This window comes from Ottowia thiooxydans, assembly GCF_040548795.1.
Classification (GTDB): domain Bacteria; phylum Pseudomonadota; class Gammaproteobacteria; order Burkholderiales; family Burkholderiaceae_C; genus Ottowia; species Ottowia thiooxydans_A.
Window position 1 is genome coordinate 114,603 of sequence record NZ_JBEPSH010000013.1, and the last position, 12,261, is coordinate 126,863.

A 12,261-nucleotide genomic window follows, 5' to 3' on the forward strand; every position below is an offset into this window, starting at 1 on the left:
AATGCAAAAAACGAGATGACAAGCATCTCGTTTTTTGTAGTTCGCGCGGCCTTTTGGCAGGCCCGCTTCAACTTGCCGTTAGGCAAATTCGCCGCTTTTCACACGGAAGCCATGGGCAATGGAATCACGAGTTGTCTCACGCACTTCAGCACGGGTGACATCGCTATGCACAGAGGTATCGGCTGCGAACGCGTTGTAGCCATCCGTAGCAGGTGGGGTGGCAATGGCTTGCTGACGCACAGCTTCGCGAGTCAGTGTGCTGACACCCGAGGCTTCATTCAGAAACAGAGGGCCTTCGCCCGATGCAGGTTGCGCTGCAAAAGCGTTGCCAGAGAGAACCACTGCGAACAGGGAAGCGAGGGCGATGTTTTTAACTTGCATGATCTTTTCCTTTGAATTGAATCTTTGTCCAGCGAGACCGCCTATCTGACGACCTCCTCTTCAATGAATCCGCTTTATCTTTTCGGACTCATCGCGGAGGAGGCTTTTGCTTTGAAAGGCTAGTGCCGGCTCCGTAAGACGTAGTTTGCTCCGACAAGGGGGTGTTTAAAACCACCAAACCAGAACAACACTTTCTCCAGATCGGAAACAATGATTCTGCGAACTCGGGATCTAGCGCGCCCAACTTGTGAGAGCCTGGCACCCGCATCTCCTACATCGGTGGAATGATCACTGCCTGAGGTAGGTGACTCAGCCGTGCTCTTGTTGCATCACCGTGGGCGTCAAGCGGCCAGCCCATGAAATGACGACTGCCAACGCTGCAAGCTGCGCCCTCAGGCGGGTGAAGCGCCAGGATGTCCCGCACCTCTTCTGCGCAAGGCAATCTCTCCTGATAGCAAATCTACGAGATGGTCACATCCAGTCTTTCGAATTGATGTGATTTACGTCTCGACTGGCACGGGTGTAAGTCTCCCTAACCTGGGACGTAGAGCTAAATCCCGGAAAGTGGAGAACACCACCACATCCAGTCGGCCTTGGTCACTGACACATTCTTGACGCAACACAGCCTCGAACAGGAACGTGTAGTTGTGCGGAAGACTGAGAAGCATCCGGCGGTTCGAAACAAGCACGTTGCCAACAATCTTCTGAATTGCAAAGCGCTCGAAGTAGCTGTCCGTCAACGGCGTGATGGTGTCCACCATGACGCGCGACGCAGCAGCTTCACTGGAATGGATACCGAGGGCTAGATGGGCTTGTCGAGCACGCTCGTTGACCAGAACGGTGTAGAAACCGATGAGTTCGCCATCCGTTCGTTTGAATATGCCGATGAACTGATTGAAGTTCCGGTCGAAGCTTGCCAACAGCGCCCGTGCACTGGGTAAGTTGAATGTAAAGCGCGGCAGATTCATACTTCCCACCAACTGTGGGGAGTTCAGCAAGCGAACCAGGGTCTCGTTAACGTCCTTGGCGGCAAGTGTGCGCAATTGATATTCTGGGGTGTCGACAAGCGTAGGGCCCCGTACATTGGTTTCGGGCAGCGGGTCGCTAGCTTGAGAAGTAGTCCAATTGCTGAAGAAGCGGTGGCCTGAAGTTCTTGCATGGGTGTTCAACCACAATGTTCCCGGTTCTGGCCGCATACCTTCCTGTGCCAGCGCTGAGATGATGAACACGTCTTCATTGCGTTGCAGAGCAGGCTGCCACTCCTGGCGCAGTCGGCCTTCGAGAAAGAACCGCTTGTTCAGGCGCAACAGGGGCCACAGCCGCCGGATCATTGCTGCAAACAGATGAACCGATATTTTTTGCGCACCAGCAGACAAGAGAATTTCCGTCAGCTGCCCAAAGGTGTGCTCAAGCAGCCAGAGGCCGGACGCCTGAGGATGAGACGCGAATGCAACGCGTGTCACCTGATGCTGGGCATGAGCGCTGCAAAGGTATGCGCCCTGCAACCGACCGGCGACATAGACGCCCCAGATCTGTATGCCTGGACGTGTCAGAAGTGCGGGCACCTGATCGGTCTCTGCCAAGGGCACAGCGGTATTCAGGCTGGCCCGTGCGTCAGGGCCTATCCATGACCAGTCTTCGGGTGCGTCGTGTGCCTGCAGACGGACCAGTTGCGGTAAGGCTTGGCCCTCCGGTCCTGTGGATGCAACAGAATCAGTCATGGACTTTTAGGATCTGGTCTAAGGTAGTTTGCCGGGCAATCTTTCCGGAGGTGGTCAGTTTCACCGTCCGCGGCGGGACCAGCCGGATTTCGGTAGCGTCCCCGCTAACGTGGAATGCAGCTTTTCGCGCAGTCACCATCCACTGCTCGCGCTGTTCAGCGTCCTGTAATGAGCACTCTACCAATACAACCAGTCCGGTGGATAAAGACTGCTGTGGAACTTCCTGGTAGGCCAACACCGTGCCATGGGGCAAGTGCAAGGCGGCGCACACTGCGTCCTCTATGGCCTCCGCGTGGACATTGCGCCCACGTAAGACCAGCAGCGATTGCAGCCGGCCGGTCACAACCAGTTCGCCTGTGGAAGCAAGGTAGCCGAGATCTTCGGTCAGGAACCATTCGTCTGGCTGCACGGGCGAGAGGTGACCACTTTGCCAGTATCCGGTCATCAATGCGGGGCCTCGAATCTGGATGCGGCCGACCTGCCGTGCGGGCAGCGCCGCACCGGTTTCATCAACAATTCGAACCTCCCATCCAGGTAAGGGTTTTCCGCTTGCAAGTTGGCCCTGTGTGTCCGTACTGACCGGTCCCATACTTACGGCCAACGTGGCCTCGGCCAAGCCATAGCAAGGCTGAAACTGCTTTGCCGAGAAGCCACCGGCTTCAAACCGCTCTGCAAACCGGTTCAGCTCATGCATGCGCACAGCGTCGCCCCCCACACCTGCCACGCGCAAATTCAAGCGAATACGCTCTGCCTCGTCCGGTGGCGTTCTGTCTGCGGCAAGACTCCATGCGAAACTGGGCGCAAAGCAAATCGTGCTTTGCAGTTCCGCCATGAGCCTGGGCCAAAGTTGAGGCCTGCGCGCAAAAACCTGAGGGGGGAGCAAGTCCAGGGGCACGGCACCCATAATTGGCGCGAGCAGAAAACCCACCAAGCCCATGTCGTGGTAGAGCGGCAGCCATGAGAACGCGCGATCACCAGGTGTGATGCAGAGGCCTGCATGCAGGATAGCGTTCAGGTTGTGGCATATCGCACGTTGCGATATTTCTATGCCTTTGGGATCGCTTGTGGTGCCGGACGAAAATTGAATGTAGGCGCCCTCGCTGCCTTGAAGTGGCCGCAAATCCACGGTCTCGTCGACTGCTGGCAAGGTGCGCGTTGTCATTAACGACAGGCCCTTGATTTCCGGCTCTGCGACACGCTCGAAATGGCTCTGTAGCGATGCATGGGTGTCATCGAGCAGCAATGCCTTAGCCTGCACCGCTGATAACATGCGACTGACGCGTTGGACATAAGTTTCGATGCCCAGAGCCACCGTGGGCGGCGGTATTGGACACGGCAGCAGGCCAGCCCACTGACAGGCCATGAAGTCAACGATGAACGACAGGTGGGTGTGGGCTATCAGCCCGACCACTGGCGGAATCAGTTCAGTCCGGGCGAGGCAACGCAATTGCGTTGCCCGTGCCCGCGCCTGCACATACAGCTCCTTGTAGCTTGCCTGTGCCGCCAATGCGCCCCTACCGTCGAAGATCCGCAAACCCGCCGGGCTGGCCGCAGCGCGCTCCAGGGCCTCAGCCAAGCTGTGAATCGGCGGGCGCACTGAGCCCGCTTCAGTCATTTGCACGCGAAGCGGAGGCTAAGGCCTTCACATGGAGCTGCTGCCTTTCATACAGCTGAACCCAGCGCCTGAGACTGGACAGATGCAGCGCAACGGCATCTGTCCAGCCTTGGCGGAACCAACGCTCCAATTCAGACGTCGCCAAATTTCGAAACTTCGACCCGCTCACACTGCGGAAGGTGCGGGTTCTGTGGGTGGTGCCATCGGGTGTGCGGATATCTGCATGCATATCCTCCAGCAGGCCGCTTTGCTGCAGGGCAAGACCCAGGGCGGAAGCCTCTTTCAGCGCAAACGCGTGTGCTCCCAGTCGCTGGGTGATGGAAGACAGCGTGGGCGATGGCTTGCCATCAAACGTAAAGAGCGGCTGCGCAGCGTCATCTTCTTCCAGGGGAACCAGGCGCGGGTCCGCCAAATCCACCATCACTACAGTCCTCTGGGCATCTGCGGCGTCAACACCCAGGGAGAACGGATGAAGCTTGAGTGCGGTGGGAGGCTCGTGGTGCGCAGGCCATTGGCAGGACATATCCAGAAAATTATTTTGGCCTTGCTGAGTACCTAGCACGGCCAGCGGCATGGGCACTGGTCCGGTGGAAAAAACGATGGGGTGCCACCCCGCCAAGTCTGCGAATTCAGACAAGGCAATGGGAACGGCATCCCGCGTCTTGCAAAAGGCCCAATTGCTGGCTGGACGCAGCCCAAGGCCCAGATGCTGATCGGGGGAAAGAAGCTGAAGGGGCGAAGTCATGAATGAGGCCGCAAAGGCTGAATATGAACGCGATGACCGCCGAGCCTGACCATGAGCGAGCACCACTGCATGTCCAAAGGCTGTTCCAGAGGTTCGTTGGCAGTGGGTAGAACACGCGCTTGCAGCAGCAATTCTTGCAACAAGGTGCGCATTTCTGTGATGGCGAAAAGCCTTCCTCCACACACCCTCTCCCCTATCCCAAAGGCGGTCCCGAAGCCGCGCTCCGCGCGACCGGGTAGGTCTCGGGACGCAGGCAGATCGAGCTGCCATGGATGCTTGCGGGAAGATTCCTGTGTTTGCAAGCCGACCAGCGATACGAGGGCCACATCACCAGGCAGCACCGGCCCGGCACTCAGGCGGTCATCGGTCAGCGCGTACCGGGCGAGGATAGGATTGGCGGGAAACAACCGCATGGTCTCACCGAGGAAATCGTCCATCAACGTGGGTACGGCTTCTGCCCGACGTGCTTCATCACGCAGTTGATCCTGCGCATCAAGATGTTGTGCCAGCAAGTGGCAGGCCCAGCCAAAGGTGCTGGCGCTGGTCTCTGAGCCGGTAGCCAGCAGGGTGATCAGCTCCTGCTCCAGAATAAAGCGGTCCGTCTGATCGCGGGCGGATGCCTCGGCAGCCAACATCTCCTGGATAACCGGCTTGCAGGCGAATTCGGCGCTGCGAAACACCCGCAAGTCCTGCATGAGCTGTGCCTTGGCCGCATTCAGCAGGCTCAGGTGTTGCCGCCGCGTATCACCGGTCAGGCCGCCGGCCGGCACAAAAGCGTACTGCGCGCTAAGCTCCAACAGGCGGAACAGATGTTGTGGGTCAATGCCGGTCTGGCGAAAGTCGATATCGAAAAGCACTTCCGTGAGGACCTGCAGGGTCATGGTGCGAAGCAGGTGATCGGGCAGCGTGCCGATGGCAGTCTGCCCGATCAATTGGGGCAGCGCTTCACGCAATGCCCTGCGTGAGGCATCAACCGTTTTGTCCACGTCATAGTGATTGAGGTGCGGCTGCGTCAACTGTCTGCGGGAAGTCCATGCGTCATGGTTCTCGGACATGCGCGAAGGTCCCAGGGTCTGGCGCATCCAGGCCATATGCTTGGGCCAGTTACCCGCATTGGCCTTAAGGATCAGATGGGCGTCTTGCGGATTCTGCACCACCCAAATCCTGCGGCCACTGTGGTGATCCAGCAGAGTCTCGCCTGGCCGAGTACGGGCTAGGCGGTACAGTTCATTGCAGATATCGGACGGATCCATCCGCGAAAGTGCCGATGTCAGTTCGTAATGTTCAAGGATTGACCATCCAGAATCTTGGCCACATCACGGACGGTTCTGAGTTGCAGTAAATCCATTACATCCACTGCAGATCCAGTGGCATTCTCGATCTCGATCACGATACCTTCAAACATCAGACTGTCCACATCGCGCAGATCGCCCACGTCCGCATCGTCATCAATGTGTTCGACGGGAATCAGCAAGCAATGTGAGAGCAGCGTCTTGGCGCGCAGCAGACTGGTGGTCATGATCAAACAGAAGAAAAAGCAATGCGCCGGCCTGCACTTGCGAGCGACGTCAGGAAGGGCCTCAGCCCCGACGCGTCAACGAGCGCCGCCTCAGAGCTGCGAAACCAGCCAGCAGCGCGCCCAGCAGACCCAGGCCCCACTCATTGATGGTAGGGACAGCGGTCGGCGGCTTGGGTTCCGGGGGCTGGACGATGGGTTTGTCCAGTACCACCTTGAAGTCAATGACGTTGGTGGGACTGGTCTGAGTAAACACCCCTGCATCGCCTGGCGTCACCAAATTAACGAGGGTTGTAGGCTCTATCGTTGTGGCCACGGGGAGTGGCGTGGTTTTGACGAGAATGGGGCTGTTGACGATGTTGAAGCCATTTTGACTCACTGGCGTAATGGTGACCTGCGAGCCGGGCAAGATATTGGGGATGGACACCTGGGCGGTGGTGGATCCTGCAGGAATTGTGACGGTCACCGTCTTCGGGGTCGTATATTCGGGCTGCTGATAGCCGCCAGCGGTCGGGTCATATTGCGTGCCGTAGGCTTGCGGTTCGGCTTCTACAGTGAATGTGATGGTGGTGTCGGTCGGTTGTGGTTGGGTCAGCTCATACTCGACCGTGGCCGCGGTCGTCTTGCCATTCATGAACAGATTCGTTGTGGCAGGCCCGCTATCGGTTATAGGGCCGGAGCTTATCTGCGAACCGATTGCAGGACCGCCAACGGTTGGGTCTAAAAATAGGGTGTTGCTTGTTGATCCCGTGTTGGTCGGCGAGAACGACAACTGCCAGCCTGCTGGATCCTCGTTGGCGAAGATGCCGTGCACCCAGCCATCGCGGATGTTGGCATGAATGTTGTACTGAGGGGCACTGCCTGAACCTGGGCTGTAGCTCGTCGGAACAGTATCGAGCGTGCAGTTGACCGCGCCGCCGGGGGTATCAGGTGTTACCGTTACAGCGACACTAGATGGCGCCGCATAAACGTTTGCAAATTGAACAAAGGCTCGGTGAACGGGGGGACCATCCAACCCGTAGACAGCCATGCCGGGACCTGGTAGCGCTGAGATAGCACCGCCAGTGCAGTCAATGACGGTCCCAAACATGGTGTTGGCATCCGGCGGAGTCCAACTGAACACAGGCTCTAAGGGTGTGCTTGTCGTTTGCTTGGGGGTAAAGTTAATGTTCCATGTGGCGGCCCACGCACCGTGGGCGCTCAAGAGACCTACCAGCACCAAAGAACTCACCAAAGGACGCCGAATGCGAAGCGAAGACGGCAGAGAGCGATCGAAAGAAGCGTTCATGGTGAGATAAAAGAATTACCAATATCCCAAAGTGTAAAGTTTGAATTGCGATTACGCAATCTTTTGCCTAGAGATAGTTACTGACAATAACTACACTTCGACCAGTCGCCACCCAAACAAACAGCGGGATGGCTCAGGTGAACTCACTGGGCGAACAGTAGCCGCAGGTGTTACACGACGGCATCTGAGCAATGGGCACAAGAACCAGTGTCGCCGACGACCAGACGCTTGCTCAATTCGAAGCATCTTCGAGGTGCTGGATCCTGTAAGTACACGCTAATTTCAACGCAATCCAAAAAAAACGAGATGACAAGCATCTCGTTTTTTGTAGTTCGCGCGGCCTTTTGGCAGGCCCGCTTCAACTTGCCGTTAGGCAAATTCGCCGCTTTTCACACGGAAGCCGTGTGCGAGGGCATCCTGAGTTGACGCACGCACTTCAGCACGGGTGACATCACTATGCACAGAGGTATCGACTGCGAATGCGTTGTAGCCATCCGTAGCAGGTGGGGTGGCGATGGCTTGCTGACGCACGGCTTCGCGAGTCAGTGTGCTGACACCCGAGGCTTCATTCAGAAACAGAGGGCCTTCGCCAGAAGCAGGTTGCGCTGCAAAAGCGTTGCCAGAGAGAACCACGGCGAACAGGGAAGCGAGGGCGATGTTTTTAACTTGCATGATCTTTTCCTTTGATTGAATCTTTTGTCCAGCGAGGCTGCCCAACAGGCTGCCTCCTCTTCAATGAACCCACTTTATTCATCGGGCTCATCGCGGAGGAGGCTTTTGGCTTGAAAGGCTAGTGGCCGGCTCCGTAAGACGTAGTTTGCTCCAGAGACGGGGTGTTTAAAACCACCAAACCAGAACAAGACTTTATCCAAATTGGAAACAATCTTTTAGTAAGCCCGGGATCTGGCACGCTGCCAGGTTGCCAGGTTGCCAGGTTGCCAGGTTGCCAGGTTGCCAGGTTGCCAGGTTGCTAGAGACTAACTCCAACACCAGCACCGAATAAGTTCAAACCCCTCCCAAACAAGACCACCGCTTCGATCCGGCTGTTCCCCCTGTGAGCGCCAAGCTCCCAGGCAGTACCACTTGAGATCAACACCGACCATTCGGTGTGGACCGAGCGTTGTTCGACGTTCCCCCGGAGGTTTTACTTGCCCCGCAACGGATGAGACATGCGCTCGTCTCCGTAAGTGCGCAGGACCTCCGCAATCACCACTTGATAGCCCTTGAGCCATTCGTCCTGCCGTGCCTTCGCGATCTGGTGAGAGGGGTGGTGCACCAATTGCATGAGTGCTTCCATCGACTCCCAGTAATAGACGTTTGAGACCAGGCCTGTCGACGAGTTTTCCCATGCCTCTTCTCCAAGGTAGCCAGGGATGGACTTCGCGACCTCGGCAATGCGCTGATCCAGCCGATGGAACTCTTCCGTGAAGTTGCCGGGCGCGAAAGTGAACGTGGATGTGAACATGGCCGCGAGCCTAACAGCAGTTCCGCAGAAACCCGCCAGCGCCTTCAGACGAGGGGCGTTAACTCAGATTTCAGATATTCAAGCTCGTAAATAGAACATTCAAAGTGTCTGAATGGCGGGAGAATTTCATGCATGTCGTGGACCTCCTCACTGATTGCGCTTGAAAAGTCCTTGCCCGCTTTGTACGGGCGAATCGACCTTGCCGCATCGCAGATCGGCTACTTGAGAACGGTCAAGCATGCGCTGATGACTGCTCGTCCATTTTGCTTGCGGATCGTCCGCACGGGCGCTCCGCTGTTATTGAGGAGCAGGCCCTTGAGCTCTCACAACTGCTGTTGTTGACGCGCCCTCCGCGACCACGCTTTTCACACTCACTCTCAGTTTCCATCTGACCGGATCAAGGCAACACGCACCCAGGGTGCGTGGCTGCCTCGGGCCCGCTCGCCTCTTTGTACCTGTCTTTGAACTTCATCATGAAAAAAAGAAACTTCATTCAGTCCAGCGCCCTGGCCCTTGGCGCCGCACTGTCTTTGTCGGCTCTCGGCACCACGGCAACCTTGGCAGCGGAAACACAGTTTCCGACCAAAACTGTGCGCATTCTGGTGGGCTTCGCGCCCGGTGGCAGCGCCGACAAACTCTCACGTGCCTTGAGCCAGAAACTCAGCGAGCGCTGGGGACAGACCGTGGTGGTTGAAAACGTCTCGGGGGCGGGTGGGACGCTCGCGGTGGCAGCGGCCGCGCGCGCCGCACCAGATGGCTACACATTGCTGTTGTCTGGTACCGGCAATGTGCTGAGCGCTCTGCATCACAAGGATCTGGCCCATAACACCATCAAGGATTTCACCGGTGTCGCCAAAGCAGCCATCAGCCCGCAGTTGATTGCCGTCAGCCCCAAACTGGGCGTGAAGAATTTTCAGGAGTATGTGGCGCTGTTGAAAAAGCGCCCCGGCCAGGTCACCATTGGCCTACCTGACGGGATAGGCGGACTGCAGCATCTTGCGCACGAAATCATTTCCAAGCAGATCGGCGCGAGCCCGAACTACATACCCTACCCTGGTGGTGGCCCTGCCACACTGGACGTGCTGGGCGGTCATATCGATGGCGAATACATTACCCTGGCTGCTGTCACGGACCATGTGCGCTCAGGTAAGTTGATCGGCCTCGGCGTCTCCACGGCTACCCGCTCCCCAGCACTTCCGGATGTGCCCACCATTGCCGAATCGGGTGTTCCTGGCTATGTGGTGGACACCTGGCAGGGCTTTGTGGCACCCAAGGGCACACCCAAAGCCACAGTCGACAAGCTGAACCGCGACATCAACTCCGTACTACAGCAACCGGAAGTGCGCGCACAACTTGAAGGCCTGGGCTTCACGGTGGTCAGCAATAGCAAGCCTGCTGAAGTTGACAAGGCACTGGGCGATGAATACGACCGCTACAGCAAGATCCTGGCTGAAACCGGGATCAAGTTGAAGTGAGCACTCTCCGACAGATCAGGAACCAAAACGACTTTGCGGTCGGGTTCTTCTACATCCTGGTCGGCGGGTTGGCCGCCGGCATCGCAGCTACCCGCTACGACCTGGGAACCGCTGGCCGCATGGGGCCTGGTTACTTTCCACTCATTCTGGGTGTGATCTTGTGCCTGCTCGGCGCGGTCGTCCTGTTGCGGGCCTTGAGCCGGAACGCCGAGCGCACCGTGCTTGAGCGCTGGGACTTGCGGTCACTGCTCTGGATGGTCGGCTCCTTGCTTCTGTTCTCTCTTGCACTCAAGCCCCTGGGCCTGGTGCTGTCGCTCGCTTTGTTGATCATCGTATCGAGTCTGGCCAGCCATGAGTTCACATGGAGAGGCACGCTGCTCAATACGCTGTTTCAGCTGGCACTCAACGTGGGGCTGTTCATCTATTTCCTGGGATTGCCGTTCGAGCTATGGCCGTCATTCCTGGCTTCCTGACCTTATGAATTCTTGACTGCCTGAGTCGCGATGAAAAAAACAGACTGGAGCTCAAGATGGAGCTGATTGATCACCTGACGCTGGGATTCTCCACAGCGCTGACTTTGCAGAATGTGCTCTACGCCTTGGCAGGCTGCCTGGTGGGGACCCTGGTCGGCATCTTGCCGGGCCTGGGGCCGGTGGCCACGATCGCCATGTTGCTGCCGGTGACCTATACCCTGCCGCCAACGTCGGCCCTCATCATGCTTGCCAGCATTTACTACGGGGCGCAGTACGGTGGCTCCACCACGGCGATCCTGATGAAGATTCCTGGCGAGTCTTCATCTGTCGTGACCACCATAGACGGCTACGAAATGGCCAAGAAGGGCCGCGCCGGGCCAGCGCTTGCAGCGTCCGCGCTTGGCTCATTCGTCGCGGGCAGCTTCGGCACCTTGCTGGTGGCGGCCTTGGCAATGCCCTTGACGGAGATCGCCTTCAAGTTCGGTCCGGCCGAATATTTCTCACTGATGGTGCTGGGCCTGGTGGGCGCTGTGGCCATGTCTCCTGATTCCATAGACAAATCGCTGGGACTGATGGTGGTGGGAGTCCTGCTGAGCCTGGTGGGCACTGACGTCAATTCGGGTGCCACACGGTATACCTTCGATGTACTGGAACTGCTGAGCGGCATTGAATTCACGGCAATTGCCATGGGCTTGTTTGGTATTGGCGAAATCGTGGCCAATCTGGAGAACCAGCGCCGCAGCAGAGCCGAGGAGATCGTTCCGGTGGCCAAGGTGCACGGCTTGATGCCCACGCGAGAGGATTGGCGCCGCATGGCGCCATCCATCCTGCGCGGAACGGCGGTCGGCTCTATCCTCGGCATCTTGCCCGGTGCAGGGGTCACCATCGCATCCTTTGCCGGCTACACCGTGGAAAAGAAGTTCTCCAGGCACCGGCATGAACTTGGCAAGGGAGCCATTGAAGGCGTAGCTGGCCCTGAGTCGGCGAACAATTCGGCCGCACAGACGAATTTCATATCGCTGCTGACGCTGGGCGTGCCTGGCAGTGCTGTGATGGCCTTGATGCTGGGAGCCATGATCATCCAGAACATCCAGCCGGGTCCGCAAGCCATCAGCAGCCACCCCCAGGTGTTCTGGGGACTGATTGCGTCTATGTGGATAGGCAATGCCATGCTGGTCGTGCTGAACCTGCCCTTGATCGGTGTCTGGATCAAACTGCTGAGCGTGCCTTACCGGTTCATGTATCCGGCCATTCTCGTCTTCTGCGCCATCGGTGCCTACTCGGTGCAGAACTCCACCTTCGATGTGGCTTTGCTCAGCCTGTTTGGTGTGTTGGGTTACGCCATGCTCAAGCTGAAGGTGTCACCTGTGCCCCTGCTGCTGGGTTTCGTGCTCGGGCCCATGCTGGAGACCAGCTTCCGCCGCACGCTGATGGTCTCAAGAGGTGATTTCAGCGTGTTCTACAACCGTCCACTGTCGCTGTCTCTTCTGCTGGTGGCCGTGGTCCTTGTGATCGCCACCCTCGTTCCCACACTTCGCCGCCGCAAACACGAAGTGCTTACCGAATCCGCTGACTTTTAAGG

12 protein-coding genes are annotated in these 12,261 nt (G+C 57.7%); 3 read left to right on the forward strand and 9 right to left on the reverse strand.

What is annotated here, in order from left to right; all coding sequences use genetic code 11:
* Nucleotides 1–78: 78 nt before the first annotated feature.
* The 9 genes from ABIE13_RS25245 to ABIE13_RS25285 all read right to left on the reverse strand — a co-directional run bounded on the left by ABIE13_RS25245 (nucleotide 79) and on the right by ABIE13_RS25285 (nucleotide 8,731).
* Complete coding sequence (locus tag ABIE13_RS25245) at nucleotides 79–381, reverse strand: hypothetical protein (protein ID WP_354448667.1); 303 nt, start codon at nucleotides 379–381, stop codon at nucleotides 79–81.
* Between the two features lie 500 nt (nucleotides 382–881).
* On the reverse strand, nucleotides 882–2,102 hold the full coding sequence (locus ABIE13_RS25250; protein ID WP_354448669.1) for a GNAT family N-acetyltransferase: 1,221 nt from the start codon (nucleotides 2,100–2,102) through the stop codon (nucleotides 882–884).
* A complete protein-coding gene (locus tag ABIE13_RS25255) occupies nucleotides 2,095–3,717 on the reverse strand; it encodes an AMP-binding protein (protein ID WP_354448742.1) in 1,623 nt (540 codons plus the stop codon). The genes ABIE13_RS25250 and ABIE13_RS25255 overlap by 8 nt, the downstream gene beginning before the upstream one ends.
* Nucleotides 3,710–4,462 carry a SapC family protein gene (locus tag ABIE13_RS25260; protein WP_354448671.1) on the reverse strand — a complete coding sequence of 251 codons (753 nt, stop codon included), beginning with the start codon at nucleotides 4,460–4,462 and terminating at the stop codon, nucleotides 3,710–3,712. The genes ABIE13_RS25255 and ABIE13_RS25260 overlap by 8 nt, the downstream gene beginning before the upstream one ends.
* Nucleotides 4,459–5,715 (reverse strand): cytochrome P450, encoded by a 1,257-nt coding sequence (locus ABIE13_RS25265; protein ID WP_354448673.1) that lies wholly within the window; start codon nucleotides 5,713–5,715, stop codon nucleotides 4,459–4,461. Before ABIE13_RS25265 ends, ABIE13_RS25260 begins: the two co-directional genes overlap by 4 nt.
* Before the next feature lie 17 nt (nucleotides 5,716–5,732).
* Nucleotides 5,733–5,981, reverse strand: a complete 249-nt coding sequence (locus ABIE13_RS25270; RefSeq protein ID WP_354448675.1) for an acyl carrier protein — start codon at nucleotides 5,979–5,981, stop codon at nucleotides 5,733–5,735.
* 61 nt (nucleotides 5,982–6,042) lie between these two features.
* The gene (locus ABIE13_RS25275) at nucleotides 6,043–7,266 is read right to left on the reverse strand and encodes an IPTL-CTERM sorting domain-containing protein (protein WP_354448677.1); all 1,224 of its coding nucleotides are present in this window, start codon (nucleotides 7,264–7,266) and stop codon (nucleotides 6,043–6,045) included.
* Between the two features lie 369 nt (nucleotides 7,267–7,635).
* Nucleotides 7,636–7,938, reverse strand: a complete 303-nt coding sequence (locus ABIE13_RS25280; protein ID WP_354448679.1) for a hypothetical protein — start codon at nucleotides 7,936–7,938, stop codon at nucleotides 7,636–7,638.
* Between the two features lie 472 nt (nucleotides 7,939–8,410).
* A complete protein-coding gene (locus tag ABIE13_RS25285; protein WP_354448681.1) occupies nucleotides 8,411–8,731 on the reverse strand; it encodes an antibiotic biosynthesis monooxygenase family protein in 321 nt (106 codons plus the stop codon).
* Between the two features lie 473 nt (nucleotides 8,732–9,204).
* Here ABIE13_RS25285 and ABIE13_RS25290 point away from each other — a divergent pair, with 473 nt between their 5' ends.
* Genes ABIE13_RS25290 through ABIE13_RS25300 form a run of 3 tightly spaced genes read left to right on the forward strand, consistent with a single transcriptional unit; the run spans nucleotide 9,205 to nucleotide 12,259 of the window.
* Nucleotides 9,205–10,206, forward strand: coding sequence for a Bug family tripartite tricarboxylate transporter substrate binding protein (locus ABIE13_RS25290; protein ID WP_354448683.1), 1,002 nt, complete (start codon nucleotides 9,205–9,207; stop codon nucleotides 10,204–10,206).
* On the forward strand, nucleotides 10,203–10,679 hold the full coding sequence (locus ABIE13_RS25295) for a tripartite tricarboxylate transporter TctB family protein (RefSeq protein ID WP_354448684.1): 477 nt from the start codon (nucleotides 10,203–10,205) through the stop codon (nucleotides 10,677–10,679). Before ABIE13_RS25290 ends, ABIE13_RS25295 begins: the two co-directional genes overlap by 4 nt.
* A 56-nt stretch (nucleotides 10,680–10,735) precedes the next feature.
* Nucleotides 10,736–12,259 carry a tripartite tricarboxylate transporter permease gene (locus ABIE13_RS25300; protein WP_354448686.1) on the forward strand — a complete coding sequence of 508 codons (1,524 nt, stop codon included), beginning with the start codon at nucleotides 10,736–10,738 and terminating at the stop codon, nucleotides 12,257–12,259.
* Nucleotides 12,260–12,261 lie beyond the last annotated feature (2 nt).